This is a genomic window from Croceibacterium sp. TMG7-5b_MA50 (genome assembly GCF_039830145.1).
Lineage (GTDB): Bacteria > Pseudomonadota > Alphaproteobacteria > Sphingomonadales > Sphingomonadaceae > Croceibacterium.
This window is the reverse complement of record NZ_CP156082.1, coordinates 1,472,538-1,489,916: the sequence shown is the minus strand read 5'-3', so window position 1 is coordinate 1,489,916 and position 17,379 is coordinate 1,472,538. Positions and strand designations below refer to the sequence as shown.

The following is a 17,379-nucleotide window of genomic DNA, read 5'->3' as shown; positions in this document are numbered from 1 at the left end:
GGATCAGTTATATTCGACCACCGCGTCTCGGCGCAGGTCGCGCAGGTAGCGCTGGGCACGGCGATTAACCCGCTCGTCCTCCATCTGGCGCATCAGCTGGTCCCGGCTGGGACCGCTGGCGACCTGCGGATCGTCGCGGCCGCACAGCATCAGTACGCGCACGCCATCCTCCAGCGAACCGAAGGGCGGGGTGGTCTCGCCCACATTCAGGCTCAGCATCGCGGATTGCAGCGCCTCGGGCAGAGACCGGACGACGATCTCGTCATTGGTGACCACCTCTGCACCCAGCTGCACGGCGGCGGCGTCCGCCTCCCCGCAGCCGCGGATCGCCGCCACGCCCTGCGCGAAGGCGGCGGCCTTTTGCTGGGCCTGCGCCTCGGTCGTGCCGGCGGGGAAGTCGATGGCGATCTGCTTCAGGCTGACCACCGCATCGCGCGGATCGGCCATGCCGATCTGCCGCTTGTCGATCAGGTAAAGGATGGAAAAGCCGCCGGGAATCTCCACTGGGCCGACCAGCTGGCCGGGGGCGAGATCGCGGGCCGCCTGTTCCAGCTGCGGGTTCTGCAACTGCGCCAGCTGGATCCAGCCGAGATCGCCACCGACCGCCGCGGTCGACGCCTGCGAATATTGCCGGGCATAGGCGATGAAGCTGCCGCCGCCGCGCAGCTGTTCCATGATCTGCTGCGCCTGCTGCAGCTTCTCCGTGCGGTTGTTGGAGGTCGCCGCCAGGAAGATTTCGCCGATACGGTATTCGTCCGTGCCCTTCCTCGCCTCAAGGTCGGTGAACCTTTCCCCGACCTCTTCCTGACTGACGTTGACGAACGGTTCCACGTTGCGGCGCAGCAGCCGGTCCCACGCCAGCTCGCCTTCAATCTGACGCTTCAGCGATGCGGGGGAGGAGCCGATGCCGGTGAGATAGGTCGTCATCCCGTCGATCGTCCGGCCGAAGCGTTCGGTCGCGAGCTGGTTGTAGGTCTGGTCGACCTCCTCGGGCGTGACCTCAATCTCCTGCAAGCGGGCTTCCTGAATTTGCAGCGTCTCGTCGATCAGGTTGCGCAGCACCTGCAGCCGCAGCCGCTGCTCTTCTTCCGGGCTGATCTGGTTCGACTGGTTGGCAGCCAGGATCAGCGCGACGCGCTGGTCCACATCGGTGCCGGTGATGATCGTGCCATTGACCCGCGCGGTCGCGCGCCGCTTGTTCGGGTCGGCACGGGTCATCAATTGCACATCGGCGGGAATGTTCAGCGCATCCCCGGCGGCATCTGCGTCCGCAGCCTCCTCCGTCGAAGGGTCGGGCGCCTGATCTTGCGCCTGTCCGATCGCGGGTGCGCTCAGCAGAGCGGCGGCCAGGGCAGGGGTCGCCACGCGGTTCCACCAGCTTTCACGCCGCTGCAGCCGCCCGATAGTTCCGATCACGCACATATCCTTGAAAACACGTTTGCGGGAGAGCTGGCGCATGGCACCACCCGGCTGAACCGCGGATTGATCCTTCGGCCCGCCTTAGCCGGTCAGCCCCCCGCTGCCAACCTAACGGAAGTTCAGGTTGCGCAGCGCGAAATGCAGGCGGAAGCTGCTGCCGTTCTGGGAGTCGGCGATGGAGGTGTAGTCCTGCCGCCAGGTGAAGCCCAGTTCCAGGCACTCGTCCGCATAGGCGAAGCCCAGCCGGGTCCGGACGGGCGCGAACCCGTCGGAGGTGTTGAGCGGATCTTCCTCCCGATCGGTCAGGTTGACCACGGCGGAACCGAACACCGACCAGTAATCCAGGAATGCCACCCGCCCGGCGGCGCGCACCTCTTCCCGATCCTGCAAATCCTCGAACCCGGCATCGATGTTGCGGTTCAGCCGGAGATAGCCGAGCTCCAGATAGGTGCGGGTGGAGCCGATCGCGGCATCGATCTCGTTCCGGCGCACCGCCAGGCTGTCCTTGTCCAGCCGGAAGCGATGGGTGAACCGCAGGAAATTGCGGTACTGCACATCCACCCGCCCGACATAGTCCGAAAAGCGGTCCGTCAGCCCGGTCCCGTCGGGGAACAGGTTGGGCTTGTCCGACAGGCGGTATGACTGACCGACATTGGCGGTGATCCGCCAACCGGGCAGGTCCAGCTGGTAATCGGCGCCGTAAGTGACGCGTGCGCCATCCTCCACCCGGTCGTAACCAGGGAAGCGGTTGAGCGAGAACAGGTTGCTGTCCTCCAGCTCGAAGGCGCGCGAATCCTCGTTGGGAATGGCGATGTTCTTGATGTCCGGGCTGGCGGCGAACTGGACTCGCGGCGTCAGCACCTGCGTGCCGCCCAGTGCCTCCCCCACCAGCGGCCATTTCACGTCCATCGCGCCGATCGCGATCCCGCGCGCGGTCCAGCCATCGGACCCGCGGTATGGCTCGGCGGAGGTCAGCAGGTCGCCGCCGGTGTGGTAGACATCGCCGCGCAGCAGGGTGGAGAAGGTCACCTCCTGCCCCCAATCGGTCACCCGGCGCCGTTGCCACAGCGCGCTGGTGAAGGCGCGTTGCGTGTTCTGCCCTTCGTTGCGGGTGATCGCCAGAGTGTTGGCCTGCAACTGCACCGTGCCGCCCGCCACCGGGTCGGCGAGGTTCAGGCGATAGTCGAGCACCGGCAGCGCCAGCGGCACCAGGTCCTGATCGCGCCGGACCAGCAGCAATTGCGTCGCCCAGCCCGCCAGCGAGAAATAGGACCGGTCACCGATCCGTTGCGCCTCCACGGTGGAGCGCAGGCGATCGTCGCGGCTGATGTCGTATCGGCGCAGGAAGGTCCGGTCGCTCGCCAGCCGCAGCGATCCGCTGACCGACCAGGCAGGGTCCAGCTGGAATCGGCCATTGGCGAAGATATATCCGCGGAAGCTGTCCTTCTCCTGCCCGGTCTCCGCCTGGTCCAGCGGGATCCGGGCACCTTGCGTGGCGTAGCCGGTGATCTGGTACGCGCCGTTACCCGTCAGTTGACGATACTGCCCGGACACCATCGGCTTCGCCCCGGTGAACACCGTGCCGGTGACGGACAGGTCACGGTTGGGGGCCAGCCGCCAGAAATAGCCCGCGCTCGCCTCCAGCCCGTTGGCCGGGGTGTAGCCCACGTTGGGCACCAGGATACCCGAATTGGCCGATCCGTCCGTCTTGAAGGCCAGGCCGGGCAGGCGCAGCAGGCGGCGGCCGAACATCTCGAACCAGGCGCCTTCGAAGCTGATCGCGCGCTGTTCCGCATCATAGATCACGCGGCTGGCGGTGATGCGCCAGCTCGGCGTGTCGGGGCAACCTTCGGGAGTTTCCACCCGGCACCCGGTGTAGGCGACGCGTTCCAGCACCACGTTGCCGGCATCGTCCCGGCGCCCTTCATTGGCGGCGAGCCGTCCGCCGGCGTTGAAGGCGAGCAGCAGGTTGCTCATGGCGCCGGCCCGCAGTTCGTCCGTCAGCTCGACCCGGTCGGTGAACAGCTGGTTGCCGTCCTGGTCCACGAGGCGAATGTTACCGGTGGCGACGATCTGGCCGGTGGTGCGGTCCCAAGTGACGGCATCGGCGCGCACCGACTGGTCGCCCTGGCGCAGGATCACGTCGCCGGATGCGGTGACGGTCTCCCCGTCGCTGTCATATTCCAGCGTCGTCGCCTCGAACGCGATCGGCTCGTCCGTGATGGGCGACGGGGCGGGGGCGGGATCGGCCGGATCGGGGGCGGGCGTTTGCTCGCCCAGCAATTCGGCACGGCCGAGGCGGGGCGGATCTCCCGCCTCCTGTGCCAGCGTTGGCACGGCAACAAAGGCAAGTGCCGCGCACGTCGCCAGCGCAGCCGTCCGCACGGGCTGCAAGCGGGATAGCGCGGCTTGCAACCTGATGGTCTGGCCGGGGAGCATGGCTTGCCTATCGCACCGCCGGTCCTTAACTGCAACGCCAGCCTTTCACTGGCGGCCCACGTCCCGGCGCATCTGCTTAACGCCTTGCGGCGGGACGACGAATTGACCGCGATTCCCCCGGATCGGAGACAGCATGCAGATCGAGTTCACCCCCGTTGCCCCCGCCGCGACCAGCCCGCTGATCGCCGGCGTCTTCGCGGAAGGCCAGTTGCCGCAAGGGCTGGAGCCGACGCTGGCGCAGGGTGCGGCGGCGATGCGTTTCACCGGCAAGCCGGGCCAGCTGTTCGACGGCTTCGTGGAGCGTGACGGCAGCGTGGTGCGCGTGGTGCTGGCCGGCATGGGCGCGGACGATGCCGATCGGCCACACGCCTTGGAAAAGGCGGGCGGTGCGCTGGCGGCGCGGTTCCTGACCTCCGGCAACCAGGAACTCGTGATCGAGGCGAGCAACCTGTCGGCGGAGGCGGTCGCGCACCTGCTGACCGGACTGACGCTGCGCAGCTGGCGGTACGACAATTACCGGACCCGGCTGAAGGACGACCAGAAGGTGTCCCTGCAGAAGGTCATCGTCGCCAGCGTGCCCGAGGGTGCCGAGGCGGCATGGGCGGATGCGTCCGCGCTGGTTGAAGGTGTCGGCTTCACCCGCGAGCTGGTGACGGAGCCGGCGAACATCATCTACCCCGAAACCTTCGTGGAACGCTGCCGTGCGCGGTTCGAAGGTACGGGCGCGGAACTGACCGTGCTGGACGAGGCCGAGATGGCGGAGCTGGGCATGGGCGCGCTGCTGGGCGTCAGCCAGGGTTCCGTGCGCGAGGCGCGGGTGCTGGCGATCCGCTGGAACGGCGGCGTGGACGGCGCGGCGCCGATGGCCTTCGTGGGCAAGGGCGTCACCTTCGACACCGGCGGTATCTCCATCAAGCCCGCCGGCGGCATGGAGGACATGAAGTGGGACATGGGCGGCGCGGGTGCCGTGGCCGGCGCCATGCTCGCGCTGGTGAAGCGGCGGGCCAAGGCCAACATCATCGGCGTGGTCGGGCTGGTGGAGAACATGCCCGACGGTAACGCCCAGCGCCCGGGTGACGTGGTCACGACCATGAGCGGCCAGACGGTCGAGGTCATCAACACCGATGCTGAGGGGCGGCTGGTCCTGTGCGACGTGCTGACCTGGCTGCAGCGCACGCACAAGCCGACGGCGATCGTCGATTTCGCCACGCTGACCGGCGCCATGATCATCGCGCTGGGCAGCGAGCATGGCGGTCTGTTCTCCAACAACGACCAGCTCGCCGGCGACCTGCTGCAGGCCGGGCTCGACACCGGGGACAAGCTGTGGCGCTTCCCGCTGTCGCCGGCTTACGACAAGCTGATCGACAGCCCGATTGCCGACATCCGCAATGTGGGTCCGCGCGGTGCGGGATCGATCACCGCGGCGCAGTTCATCGCCCGCTTCGTGGAGAACGACACGCCGTGGGCGCATTGCGACATCGCCGGCATGGTGTGGGCGGACAAGCCCGGTGACACCTGGGGCAAGGGCGCAACCGGTTTCGGCGTGCGGCTGATCGACCGCTACGTCCGGGCGCACCTGGAAGGCTGAGCCCTTGCGCGTCGGGTTCTACCTGGCGGCGACCCAGCCGGTGGAGCGCGTGCTGCCGCAGGTGGCGCGCGCAGCCGTTCGTGCGGGGCAGCGGATGCTGGTGGTGGGTGATGCCCCGCTGCTCGCTCGGCTGGATCAGGCGCTGTGGGACAGCGCGGCGGAGGATTTCCTGGCGCATGGCCCGGCCGACCAGCCACATGCCGCGCGCCAGCCGATCCTGCTGTCAGCCGAATGCCGGGCGCCCAATGGCGCGCAACTGGTGGCGCTGGCCGACGGGCAGTGGCGCGACGACGCGCTGGCCTTCGCCCGCGCGCTGCTGTTCTTCGACGAGAGCGGGCGCGATGCCAGCCGGGCATTGTGGCGCGACCTGAAGGGGCGCGAGGGCGTGGAACTGGAGTTCCACGAACATGACGGCACCCGCTGGCACAGCCGCGGCTAGACTTGCCGCCGGGCCCGCCCTAAAGGCGCGCGCAACTTCTTACCCCTGCAAGGATACATACGATGGCGGTTACCCGCACCTTCTCGATCATCAAGCCCGACGCGACCCGCCGCAACCTGACCGGTGGCGTGACCAAGATGCTGGAGGATGCCGGCCTGCGCGTCGTCGCGTCCAAGCGCATCCAGATGACGCAGGAGCAGGCCGAAGGCTTCTACGCCGTCCACAAGGAACGCCCGTTCTTCAACGATCTGGTCAAGTTCATGATCAGCGGCCCGGTCGTGGTGCAGGTGCTGGAAGGCGAGGATGCCGTCACCGCCAACCGCACTGTGATGGGCGCCACCAACCCGGAGAATGCCGACGAGGGCACGATCCGCAAGACCTATGCCGAGAGCATCGAGGCGAACAGCGTCCACGGTTCCGACAGCGACGAGAACGCCGCGATCGAGATCGACTACTTCTTCAAGCCCGAAGAGATCGTCGGCTGAAACCGCGATAGGCGGCCTTGTGGGCATGGTGGGGCTGGCGCGTCGCGCGGCCCTGCTCCGCCCGCATGGCCGTCAGCGCCGCCGGGGTGAGCGGCAGGCCCAGTGCATGATAGGCGCGGGTCATCTCCCCCTCCCAATCCGCATCCAGCGCGGCGAAATCCACCTCCGCCAGCGGGCCGGTAAAGCCGGCCAGCGCCTGCGCCATGCGCTGTTCCCGCAGGGCTATCTTGCGGCGGCACTCCGCCTCGATCCCGGTCAGGCAGGCGCTGTGCGATTGCAGCGCCATCTGGTTTGCCACCAGCGAAACGGCGCTGGGCACCACATCGTCATGATTGCGGCGCGCCACCAGCACCTTCGCCTGGGGGAAACGATCGAGCAGCGCGGGCAGGTCCTCCGCGAATTGCGGCACCTTCAGCACGCGTGGCAGATGGGCATTGCCGCGCATCGCTGCGTCCGTGGCCAGCAGGCGGGCAAATTCGGCATAGACTGGCGCCGGATCGCGCTCTTCCGACCACAGGCTGTAGCTGGGGATGCGCCACTGCGCCTCGTACGCGCAATGATCGAGCGCGGCCGCCAGCCAGCCCAGCTCCTCGTCCGGACGGGTGGCGCCGAAGGGATGGATCGTGTCGAGCCACGGATCCAGCCGCCGGGCGAAGGCGAGTGACAGGCCGGACCATAGCGGGCGCAGGTCCGGGTGGCCGGGGCGGGGCGGCACCGCGTGCCAGCTATCGCAGAAGCGGGTCGCGGCATGCGCCGGGTCGGCGGCGAGCAGGCGGTGGACCCGTGTGGTGCCGCCGCGCATCTGCCCCACGACGATGATCGGCGCGGCGACAGGTGTGGCCGGCAGGTCCGGCCGCTCCAGCCAGCGGGCACCCAATTGCAGCCGTTGCCGCAGCACGCGCACCAGCTGCCCGTGCGCGATCGTGCGGCCCAGATTGCTGAGGTCCGCTTCAGCCTCCAGCGCGGTGGTCAGGCGGACCAACCGTTCACGGAAGTCGGACACCTCCGCATCGGCGCGACCGCCCGTTTCACCCACGGCGGGTGCCTGCCGCAACCCCTTGGCCCACAGCACAGCCGGGTCGAGCGAGGGCCGGTGGGCCATGCCGGTGGACCACAGGCGGTCCAGCAGCCGGTCCAGCCGGCCGACCAGCGGCCCGCGGGCGAGCGGGTGAGGGCGAGGGCGGCGGCTCACCGGATCAGAACTGGTCGGCCGCGGCCTGCAGACGGGTCAGCCGCGCCGGCGCGACCCGGCGCCAGCTGCGATCCAGCCATTCGGCGACATGATCCCAGTCCACGCGCGGGCGATTGAGGATGATGCCGACCCAGCCGGAGGCACCGTAATAAGCAGGCCGGAAATAGATGTCCGGGTCCCGTTCGACCAGGGCGGCGAGTTCGTCCGGCCCGTCCGTCTTCACCAGCAGCGCCAGACGCGCGCTGCCGTGATGATGGTGATCGAAATAGGCGAAGAACTTGCCGCTCTTGCCGCCGGTATGCCAGCCGATCGCGCCATGGCTGTCGCGTTCCTCCGCCTCCGGATGCGCCAGCGCCAGGGTGCGAAGCTGTTCCACCACCCATTCGGCACGATAGGCGCGGCCGACGTAATCGGCGAAGACGCGCGGCAGCAGCTGGTATTCGGCGAGCCGCACGCGGTAGCCCAGCGCATCGGAGGTGTCGCCGGGCAGGATAGCGACCGGCATCTGGCCCAGCACCGGCCCATCATCGAGCTCCGGCGTGACCACGTGGACCGAACAACCGCCATGGGCGTCGCCCGCGGCAATGGCGCGGGCATGGGTGTCCAGCCCCTTGTATTTGGGCAGCAGGGAAGGATGCGTGTTGACCATCCGTCCGGCCCAGCGTTCGACAAAGGCGGGCGTCAGAATGCGCATGTAGCCGCACATGGCGATGTAATCGACGTCGGCCTCCTGCAGGGCGGCGTCCATCGCCGCGTCATGATCGGCGCGGTTCATGCCCTTGTGCGACAGGGCAAAGGTCGGCACGTCCTCGGCTGCGGCGATGGCGAGACCGGGCGCGTCGGGCACGTTGCTGGCGACCAGCACCACTTCATAGGGGCAGCCGGGCAGGCGGCTGTGGAACAGCAGCGCGGACATGGTCGTGCCGGTGCCGGACAGCATGGCCGCGACACGCATCTTCGGCCGTTCCGCGCCCCGCTCAGGCAAGGTGCTGAGCCTGCCAGTCGCCGCGCCCGCTCCACGTTCCGGCGGAGCCGCGCACGGTGCAGCCGCGCTGTCCTTCCACGATCTCGCCGACGCGGCTGACCGCCTCGCCCGCCGCCTCCAGTTCCGCCGCGACCTCGCGCGCCAGTTCTGCCGGGACGGCCAGCACCATGCCGATGCCGCAATTGAAGGTACGCGCCATCTCGGCCGGCTCGATGTTCCCTTGCCCTTGCAGGAAGGCCATCAGCCGCGGCTGCTCCCACGCATCGGCGTTGATTACTGCATGCGCGCCCGCGGGCAGCACGCGGGGCACATTTTCCAGCAGGCCCCCGCCGGTGATGTGCGCAAGCGCGTCGATCTTGCCACGCCGGATCACCGGCAGCAGGCTTTGCACATAGATGCGCGTCGGCGCCATCAGCGCGTCGACCAGCATCACCTCCGGATCGAACAGTGCCGGCGACTTCATCCGCCAGCCGAGATCGGCGGCGAGCCGGCGGACCAGCGAATAGCCGTTGGAATGGACGCCCGAACTGGCGAGGCCCAGCAACACATGGCCCGGCGCAACCCGCTCCCCGGTCAGTTGCTCGCCCCGCTCCACCGCGCCGACGCAGAAACCGGCGAGGTCGTAGTCGCCGGCAGCATACATGCCCGGCATCTCTGCCGTCTCGCCGCCGATCAGCGCGCAGCCAGCGATGCGGCAGCCTTCGGCAATGCCGGCGATCACCCGCTCCGCCACGCCGGTGTCGAGCGTGCCGGTGGCGAAATAGTCGAGGAAGAACAACGGTTCTGCGCCTTGCACGATCAGGTCGTTGGCGCACATGGCGACAAGGTCGATGCCGACGGTATCATGCGCGTCATGATCGATCGCCAGCTTCAGCTTGGTGCCGACGCCGTCATTGGCCGCGACCAGCAGCGGATCGGTATAGCCGGCGGCCCTGGGGTCGAAAAAGCCGCCAAACCCGCCGATCTCCGCATCGGCACCCGGGCGGCGGGTGGCGCGGACCAGCGGGCCGATCGCCTTGACCAGCGCGTTGCCCGCCTCGATCGAGACGCCGGCGCCGGCATAGGTGTAGCTTGCGGTGGAGGGTGTGGTGTCGTCGGCCATGGGCCAGTGCCTTAGTCTTTCGCGCTTGGATTTCCACTCGCCATTGGGCACAAGGCCGGCGATTTCCCCAATGGCTATCTCGATCCCCCCCTCTCTGCCTCTCCGTCTGCCCGCGCTGCGTCCCGCTGCGGCCGCGCTGCTGCTGGCTGGCATGGCGGCCGGAGGCGCGGCATTGTGGGCGCAGGTGGCGGGCGATCGCGGCATCCGCCCCGTGGCGGCAACCACCGATATCGAGGTGCGCGGCATCCAGGTGAACGTCACCGGCGACAACGCCGAAGCCGCGCGCCGCGCCGGCTGGGCGGAGGCGCAGCGGCTGGCCTGGGCCAAGATCGGTGGGCCGAAGCTGCCCGATTCGCAGCTGGACGGCCTCGTCACGGCGATCATCGTCGGGCAGGAACAGCTGGGGCCGCGCCGCTACATCGCGACGCTGGGCGTGGTGTTCGACCGGGCACGGGCGGGCGGCCTGCTGGGCGGTGGAGGGGCGCGGGCGCGCAGCGCGCCGATGCTGGTGCTGCCGGTCCTGGTGACCGGCGGGACCGAGACGGTGTTCGAAGTGCGCAATCCCTGGCAGCGCGCCTGGGCGGAGTTCCAGACGGGCGCGAGCGCGGTGGATTACGTGCGGCCCACCGGATCAGGTTGGGAATCGCTGCTGCTGACCGCGGGGCAGGCCAATCGCCGCAGCCGCGCGTGGTGGAACGCGATCCTCGACCAGTTCGGGGCTGCCGACGTGATCACGCCGGTGGCGCAGCTGACGCATGTCTATCCCGGCGGGCCGGTGGAAGGGCGCTTCACCGCCCGCCACGGACCCGACAATCTGGTACTGGGCAGCTTCACCCTGCGCGCTGCGAACAGCGAGCAATTGCCCGCCATGCTGGCGCAGGCGGTGGAACGGTTCGACCAGCTCTACACGCAGGCGCTCGCTAGTGGGCAGTTGCGGCCCGATCCGACGCTGAGCCTGGAGGAGATCGACCTCAGCCCCGAAGTGCGCGCCCTGATCGACGCCGCGCGGCAGGCCGAGGTAGACGAGGCGGCCAGGATCGCGGCGGAGCAGCCGCTGGCACCGCCAACGCCGGTCACCCCGCCAAGCCCCGTACCGGGTACGGAGCCTGCGGCGCCGGTCGCCAGCTTCACCGTGCAGGTGACGACACCCGACCCTGCCTCCATCGACGCGGCGCTCGGCTCCGTGCGCGGCACGCCGGGCGTACGGCAGGTGACGACGCCGTCGATTGCCATCGGTGGCACGTCGGTGCTGCAGGTCGGCTATGCCGGCGATCTGGCGGCACTCGCCGCCGCGCTGCGCGCTCGCGGCTGGACCGTGACGCAGGGGTCCAACGCCCTCGCCATCACGCGATAGCAGGCTGGCGATGGCCAGCGCCGCCGGTCAGATCGCCCTGCCGCTGGCGCCACTGCACGGCGTGGCGGAGCGGATCGTGACCGGCCCAGCCAATGCGCAGGTGGTTGCCGCGCTGTGTAACCCCGCGGCGTGGCCGTACCGGACCGCCGTGCTCACCGGGCCGCCCCGTTCGGGCAAGTCGCTGCTCGCCCGCTGGTTCGCCGAAGGTGGGCGGGGGCAGGCAGTGGATGATGCGCCGCTGCTGGGCGAAGACGCGCTGTTCCACCGCTGGAACCGCGCGCAGGCGGAAGGCGCGCCATTGCTGATCGTCGGTGGATCGCAGGCATGGCGGATCGGCCTGCCCGATCTGCGCAGCCGCCTTGGCGCTGCGCTGCAGCTATCCATCGGGCAGCCGGACGATGCCATGGCGGCCGAGCTGCTGCTGGCCCTGGCGGAACAGCGCGGGCTGGCGCTGGGGCCGGAGGCGGCGGCCTATCTCGTGCCGCGGGCAGGCCGATCCCACGCCATGCTGGAACGGCTGGTGGCGGAGATCGACCGGCTCAGCCTTGAACGCAAAGGGCCCGCCACCCAAACTGTATGGCGCGCCGCACTGGAAGCGGCGATGGGCCCGGCCGAGCCGCGGCTGCTGTGATCCGCTTGCCCGTCGCGGCGGGTGATGCGACAATGAGGGTCCGATGTTCGAACGCCTGATCGCCTATCTGGACTCGATCCATGCGCGTGACCCTGCGCCGCGTTCGCGGTGGGAAATCCTTCTCTATCCGGGGGTCTGGGCGCTCGGGTTCCACCGGGTGGCGCACTGGCTGTTCGTCGGCCGGCTGTTCTTTCTGGCCCGGCTGGTCAATCATCTGGGCCGCTGGCTGACCGCGATCGACATCCATCCAGGTGCCAGGATCGGGCGCAACTTCTTCATCGACCATGGCTTTACCGTGATCGGGGAGACGGCGGAGATCGGCGACAATGTCACGATCTACCAATGTGTGACCCTAGGCGGCAGCAATCCCACCAATGGGCAGGGCGGCAAGCGGCACCCGACGCTGGAGGATGGCGTCATCATCGGTTCCGGTGCGCAGATCATCGGGCCGATCACGGTCGGCCGGCGCGCGCGTGTCGGCGCCAATGCGGTGGTCACCGACGATGTGCCGGAAGGCGCCACGATGGTGGGCCTGAAGGCGCGATCCACCCTAGTCCCGGCGGAGACGTGGCTGCGTGAGTTCATCCCCTATGGCACTCCGTGCCGGGAGGGTGAGTGCGAGGAGGCGCGACCCGATCGCACCGGCCTGCTGGAGGCGCAGATCGCCGAGTTGCGGGCTGAAGTGGCCCTGTTGCGGGCTGAGCGTCATCAACCCGAACCCACGCCGCCCGCCACCCGCCGGGTGCGCGCCGTCAAGAAGGCGGAAGGGTGATGGACGGCGGCATCATCACCTTTCCGGGTGCCGGCCTGCCGCAGCCACGCGGCGCCGCGCAGCAGGTGGGGTTCGACCGGGCGGAACTGACCCGCATTCTGGACCTGTATGGCCGCATGGTCGCAGCCGGTGAATGGCGCGATTATGCCATGGGCTTCACCAAGGACCATGCGAGCTTCTCCGCATTCCGCCGCACGGCCGAAAATCCGCAGATGCGGCTGGAGAAGCGCCCGTCGCTGCGCGGCAAGCAGGGAATGTGGGCACTATTCGGCGAACATGGCCAGGTATTGAAGCGCGGGCACGAGCTTGCCGGCGTGCTGGCGGTCGTGGAGCGGCGGCTGCTGAAGGTGGTCTGATCCCTCAGGCTACCTCCGGCATACCCTCCAGGTACTTGTCCAGCGTGATCGGGTAGTCGCGCACGCGCACGCCGGTCGCGTTGTAGATCGCGTTAGCCACCGCCGCGCCGACGCCGCATACGCCCAGTTCGCCGACCCCCTTGGCCTTCATCGGATTGGCTGTGCTGTCCGGGTGGTCGAGGAAGATCACCTGCTGGTGCGGGATGTCGAGGTGAACCGGCACTTCGTACGTGGCGAGGTCGTGATTGACGAACAGGCCGTGGCGGGTGTCCACCGCCAGCTCCTCCATCAGCGCGGCGCCGACGCCCATGGTCATGCCGCCGATCACCTGGCTGCGCGCGGTCACGGGATTGAGGATGCGCCCCGCCTCGCACACGGCCAGCATCCGGCGTATCTTCACCTGCCCGGTAAAGCGATCCACTGCAACTTCCACAAAATGGCCGGCAAAGGTCGATTGCTGGTATTGTTCGTCGAGGTCGCCGTATTCGATCGCATCCTCGCCCACCTGCGCACCGGCGTCGGCCAATTGGCAGACGCGGTTGCCCGCGCGCACTTGGCCATCCGCGAACTCGGCGGCGTCCGGGTCCATGTCCAGCGCGGCGGCAATGGCCTGTCGCAGTTGGACGCAGGCGGCATAGACGCCGCTGGTGGAATTGGCCGCGCCCCACTGGCCGCCGCTGCCGGCGCTCACCGGATCATCGCTGTCGCCCAGCTTCACGGTGACCCGGTCCAGCGGCAGGCCCAGCATCTCCGCCGCGGTCTGCGCCAGGATGGTGTAGGTGCCGGTGCCGATATCCGTCATGTCCGTCTCGACAACCACGCGCCCGTCCGCCCCCAGCCTGACTCGCGCGCCCGACTTGGTAGCCATGGAATTGCGGAAGCCGGCGGCCACGCCCATGCCGATCAGCCAGCGCCCTTCCGCCACGCTGCCGGGCACGGGATTGCGATGCTGCCACCCGAACTCCTCCGCCCCGCGGCGCAGGCATTGCACCAGATGCCGTTCTGAGAACGGCCGTTCGGGCTTTTCCGGATCGGTCTGCGTGTCGTTGACGATGCGCAACTCGACCGGATCCATGCCCAGCTTCTCCGCCAGTTCGTCCATGGCGAGTTCCAGCACCATCAGGCCCGGCGCCTCGCCCGGCGCGCGCATCGAATTGCCTTCGGGCAGGTCGGTGACCGCCAGCTTCATCCAGATCTCGCGATTGGGCGCGGCGTAGAGCAAGCGGCTCTGGTTCACGGCCGTTTCCACTTCGCCGCCGGGCAGGTTGCCGCTGGTGCTGGAATGATGCAGCGCGGTCAGCCTGCCATCCGCACTGGCGCCCAGCTTCACCTGCTGGATTGTCGCCGGACGATGGCTGGTGTTGTTAGCCACCAGCGGGCGTTGCATCGCTATGCGCACCGGGCGACCGACCTGCTTCGCGCCCAGAGCGGCCAGCACCGCGTCGGCCCGGACATACAGCTTGGCGCCGAAGCCGCCGCCCACATAAGGTGCATCGATCCGCACCTGCGACTTCTTCAGCCCCAGCATCTTGGCGACAGAACCCTTGGACCACGCGATCATCTGGTTGGATGTCCAGATGGTCAGATTGTCGCCATCCCATGCTGCGACGGAGGCGAACGGCTCCATCATCGCATGTGTTTCATCAGGAGTGGAATAGGTCGCGTCGAGCGTCACCGGCGCGGCGGCAAAGGCGCCGGTGAAGTCGCCGACCTTCACGGTAAAGGGTTCCTCCTCCAGGGTGCCGCTCTCGTCCGCGATGCGCGCTTCAGGCGCGACGGCGGCGAGGTCGTAGTGGCCGTCCGCTTCTTCGTAGTCCACTCCGATCAGGTTCGCCGCGGCACGGGCCTGCTCGAATGTTTCGGCCACCACGACGGCGATCGCCTGGTGGTAGTGGCGGATGTCGGCCCCGCCGAACAGATTGGCGACGATGCCCTGACCCGGCGGCAGCAGATCGTGGTCCAGTGTGGTGATGACGGCCAGCACCCCCGGCGCCTTCTGCGCGGCGGCAATATCCATCGCGGCCACTCGCCCTTTCGCGATCCCGGCACCCAGGATGTAGCCATAGGCTTGGTTCGCCGCGACCCCGTTGACCGGGCCATGCCGCTCATGCGCGTAGGGGGCTGTGCCGGTGGTCTTCAGCGGGCCATCGATGCGATGGGTCGGTTGGCCGACCACGCTCTGCCGGTCGATCGGGTTGCTGCCTGCTGGCTGGTCGAACTTCAACGGACATTCCTTTGCGGCGCCGGATCACCGGCCCAGTTGTCCAGCCTAACGGTCCAGCGGGCGAGCCGTTTCGCGCCCGCGCGCAAGAGCCACCTGCGCGGCCATGCCGATGACGCCGATCGCCGCACCCAGAAGCGTGTCCACCCCGCGCACCAGCAGCAGCCCGGCAGGATCGGCAATGCCCCCGGTGGTGGTCAGCGAGACGGTCTCCGCCAGCAGGATCGCCATGGGCGTTATGAAGGCGACTGCCAGGGCGTAATGCCGCACCACCAGCACCTCCACCGCGAACAGCAGGGCCATGATCGCCAGCGCCGCCTGCAATGGGGTGGCGATCAGCAACAGCAACGGAACCGCGATGGCGAGGCCAAGCAGCGTCCCGGTGACGCGGTGGATCTTGCGTTGCCATGCCTGCGCTACCGATGCGCCCTGCATCACGGTCAGCGTGCTGATCGCCGCCCAGTACGGGCGTGGCAGGCCGAGGATGGTGGCCAGGGTCAGCGCCAGCGCGACGCTGGCGCCGAGCAGCGCCGCCTCCCGCATGATGGTGGGGACAGCCTCTGCCAGCTTCTGCACCGGCAAGCGCGGGCGGCGCCGCCCGATATGGATCGAATATATCGTGCCCAGCACCAGCGCGACCAGGCATCCGGTGGTGAGCGCCGCAAGATCGTTCAACGCGGTGACGGGTGGCGGGGGCGGCCCTGCGGCGGCGATGGCGGCCGGCATGACCAGGAACAGGCTGCCCGGCGGGCTGCGTTGCAGCAGGCGGCAAAGCGTGGCGGCGAGCGCCGTCAACACGCCGATCCCGGCGACCGCCAGCCAGCCTCGCCCGGCCAGCCACAGCCCGGCGGCGTAGCACGCGATCATGGCGAGGGAGAACAAAGCCACGATCCGCAGCCGGTGCAGCAGCGGCGTGCGGGGCAGGTACAGCAGCACCATACCGCCAAGAGAGCCGGCAAGTCCGGCGCCGACCTGCCCGAAGTGGATCCCGGCCAGCAGCGGCAACCCTGCGCAAAGCGAGCAGGTCAGGGCCAGTTCCGGCGGGCGATCGCTGGGTTGCAGCGTGCGCAGCGTGGCAAGTGGCGCCAGCAGCGGGGATCGTGTGTCCATCGGCGTCGCTATCGCCGATGACTATCCAACAGGAAAGGCCCGCACCGATCGCCCGTGAAGGGGAGCGGTGCGGGCCTCCTTTGCCCGGTTAGGAAGGGTGGGCGAAGGGTATGCTTAGCGCAGCAGCGACAGCACGTTCTGCTGGCTCTGGTTCGCCTGGCTCAGCATCGCGGTCGATGCCTGGCTCAGGATCTGGGCCTTGGACAGGGCGGTCGTCTCGGCCGAATAGTCGGTATCCTCGATCCGGCTGCGGGCGTCCGACAGGTTGGTGACGCCGGCAGTCAGGTTGTTGACCACCGATTCCAGACGGCTCTGGCCGGCACCCAGGCTGGCGCGGGTCGTGGCGACATCGTCCAGCGCGGTGTCGATCGTGTCGAGCGCACCCTGCGCGCTCGCCGCGGACAGCACGGACACGCCACCCGCCACGTCGGTGTCGCCATCGGCGATGTAGAAGGTGTCGTTCTCTTCCAGCACCTTGTCCGTGCCGATATCGGCGGCCAGCACAACGGCGCCTTCCATGGTGGCGCCGTAGGCGACGTCTTCCGCCGTCACGGTGCGGGTGGCGCCGATCAGGGCATGGCCCGCGACCAGGGCGGTGGACAGGCTGCCGGGCGTGCCCAGCGTGGCGGTGCCATGCACCGCGGTCAGGTTGAGCTGCGACACCTTCAGGACCAGCTGCTCGTCCGAACCGGAGCCGACCTGGATGGAGATGTTGTTGTCAGCAGTCGCGTCGAACAGGGTCACGCCGTTGAACTCGGTCTCGGTGATGTCGACCAGCTGCTTCTGCAGCTCGGTGACTTCCGCCTGCATGTTCTCGCGATCCTTCAGCTGGTAAGTGCCGGACGATGCCTGCACGGCCAGTTCACGCATACGCTGCAGGATGTTGGTCACCTCGCTTAGCGCGCCTTCGGCGGTCTGCGCCAGGCTGATGCCGTCATTGGCGTTGCGAATCGACTGGCTCATGCCGCGGATGCTCGCGGTCATGCTGGTCGAGATGCCGAGACCCGCGGCGTCATCCTTGGCGCTGTTGATGCGCTTGCCGGTGGACAGACGCTCCATCGCGGTGCCGAGCAGCTTGTCGGCGGCAGTAGAGGCGTTGGCCGCCTTCATGGACGAGATGTTGGTGTTGATGACAGCCATTTCAGCTAACTCCTTGGCGTGTGAAACCGTTGGGTTTGTGCTGCCATCACGATCCCAGTGTGCGTGGCAGTCAGGGGCTAGACCGACCGGGCGCCCGGTTTTTTAAGCGCTTTTTTTGGCCGTCATCGGGAACCTTCCGCCGGCTA

15 protein-coding genes are annotated in these 17,379 nt (G+C 68.5%); 7 read left to right on the top strand and 8 right to left on the bottom strand.

The annotated features are described in order from the left end of the window. Positions 1–3: 3 nt before the first annotated feature. Both V5740_RS07195 and lptD read right to left on the bottom strand, forming a co-directional pair. Positions 4–1,413, bottom strand: coding sequence for a peptidylprolyl isomerase (locus V5740_RS07195; protein WP_347304466.1), 1,410 nt, complete (start codon positions 1,411–1,413; stop codon positions 4–6). Positions 1,414–1,527: 114 nt separating this feature from the next. After that, positions 1,528–3,756, bottom strand: coding sequence for an LPS assembly protein LptD (gene lptD / locus V5740_RS07190; RefSeq protein WP_347304381.1), 2,229 nt, complete (start codon positions 3,754–3,756; stop codon positions 1,528–1,530). A gap of 235 nt (positions 3,757–3,991) precedes the next feature. Here lptD and V5740_RS07185 point away from each other — a divergent pair, with 235 nt between their 5' ends. The 3 genes from V5740_RS07185 (at position 3,992) to ndk (ending at position 6,370) form a co-directional block, all read left to right on the top strand. Beyond that, the gene (locus V5740_RS07185; protein ID WP_347304380.1) at positions 3,992–5,446 is read left to right on the top strand and encodes a leucyl aminopeptidase; all 1,455 of its coding nucleotides are present in this window, start codon (positions 3,992–3,994) and stop codon (positions 5,444–5,446) included. 4 nt (positions 5,447–5,450) lie between these two features. Beyond that, positions 5,451–5,885 carry a DNA polymerase III subunit chi gene (locus V5740_RS07180; RefSeq protein WP_347304379.1) on the top strand — a complete coding sequence of 145 codons (435 nt, stop codon included), beginning with the start codon at positions 5,451–5,453 and terminating at the stop codon, positions 5,883–5,885. A gap of 62 nt (positions 5,886–5,947) precedes the next feature. After that, positions 5,948–6,370 carry a nucleoside-diphosphate kinase gene (ndk, locus tag V5740_RS07175; protein ID WP_347304378.1) on the top strand — a complete coding sequence of 141 codons (423 nt, stop codon included), beginning with the start codon at positions 5,948–5,950 and terminating at the stop codon, positions 6,368–6,370. Here ndk and V5740_RS07170 read toward each other — a convergent pair. The 3 genes from V5740_RS07170 to purM are packed head-to-tail and all read right to left on the bottom strand — an operon-like array spanning position 6,345 to position 9,649. Beyond that, a complete protein-coding gene (locus tag V5740_RS07170) occupies positions 6,345–7,562 on the bottom strand; it encodes a sulfotransferase (protein ID WP_347304377.1) in 1,218 nt (405 codons plus the stop codon). The two genes, ndk and V5740_RS07170, sit on opposite strands and share 26 nt — an antisense overlap. Before the next feature lie 4 nt (positions 7,563–7,566). Continuing rightward, a complete protein-coding gene (gene purN, locus V5740_RS07165) occupies positions 7,567–8,517 on the bottom strand; it encodes a phosphoribosylglycinamide formyltransferase (protein WP_347304376.1) in 951 nt (316 codons plus the stop codon). A 22-nt stretch (positions 8,518–8,539) separates the two neighbouring features. Beyond that, positions 8,540–9,649: a phosphoribosylformylglycinamidine cyclo-ligase gene (gene purM / locus V5740_RS07160; protein WP_347304375.1), complete on the bottom strand. Its 1,110-nt coding sequence runs from the start codon at positions 9,647–9,649 to the stop codon at positions 8,540–8,542. Between the two features lie 70 nt (positions 9,650–9,719). On the opposite strand from purM, the gene V5740_RS07155 reads away from it, so the two are divergent. From V5740_RS07155 to V5740_RS07140, 4 genes are read left to right on the top strand one after another with little or no spacing between them, the layout of a single operon-like run. Beyond that, a complete protein-coding gene (locus tag V5740_RS07155; RefSeq protein WP_347304374.1) occupies positions 9,720–11,003 on the top strand; it encodes a heavy-metal-associated domain-containing protein in 1,284 nt (427 codons plus the stop codon). A gap of 10 nt (positions 11,004–11,013) precedes the next feature. Further along, positions 11,014–11,634, top strand: a complete 621-nt coding sequence (locus V5740_RS07150) for an ATPase (protein ID WP_347304373.1) — start codon at positions 11,014–11,016, stop codon at positions 11,632–11,634. Positions 11,635–11,677: 43 nt separating this feature from the next. Beyond that, positions 11,678–12,406 (top strand): serine O-acetyltransferase EpsC, encoded by a 729-nt coding sequence (gene epsC, locus V5740_RS07145; protein WP_347304372.1) that lies wholly within the window; start codon positions 11,678–11,680, stop codon positions 12,404–12,406. Beyond that, a complete protein-coding gene (locus tag V5740_RS07140) occupies positions 12,406–12,762 on the top strand; it encodes a DUF2794 domain-containing protein (RefSeq protein ID WP_347304371.1) in 357 nt (118 codons plus the stop codon). The genes epsC and V5740_RS07140 overlap by 1 nt, the downstream gene beginning before the upstream one ends. 4 nt (positions 12,763–12,766) lie before the next feature. Here V5740_RS07140 and paoC read toward each other — a convergent pair whose 3' ends face one another. The 3 genes from paoC to V5740_RS07125 all read right to left on the bottom strand — a co-directional run bounded on the left by paoC (position 12,767) and on the right by V5740_RS07125 (position 17,233). Beyond that, the gene (gene paoC, locus V5740_RS07135) at positions 12,767–14,986 is read right to left on the bottom strand and encodes an aldehyde oxidoreductase molybdenum-binding subunit PaoC (protein ID WP_347304370.1); all 2,220 of its coding nucleotides are present in this window, start codon (positions 14,984–14,986) and stop codon (positions 12,767–12,769) included. Between the two features lie 45 nt (positions 14,987–15,031). Next, the gene (locus V5740_RS07130; protein WP_347304369.1) at positions 15,032–16,093 is read right to left on the bottom strand and encodes an FUSC family protein; all 1,062 of its coding nucleotides are present in this window, start codon (positions 16,091–16,093) and stop codon (positions 15,032–15,034) included. 114 nt (positions 16,094–16,207) lie between these two features. Further along, entirely contained in the window at positions 16,208–17,233 is a 1,026-nt protein-coding gene (locus tag V5740_RS07125) for a flagellin (RefSeq protein ID WP_347304368.1), read from the bottom strand. Positions 17,234–17,379 lie beyond the last annotated feature (146 nt).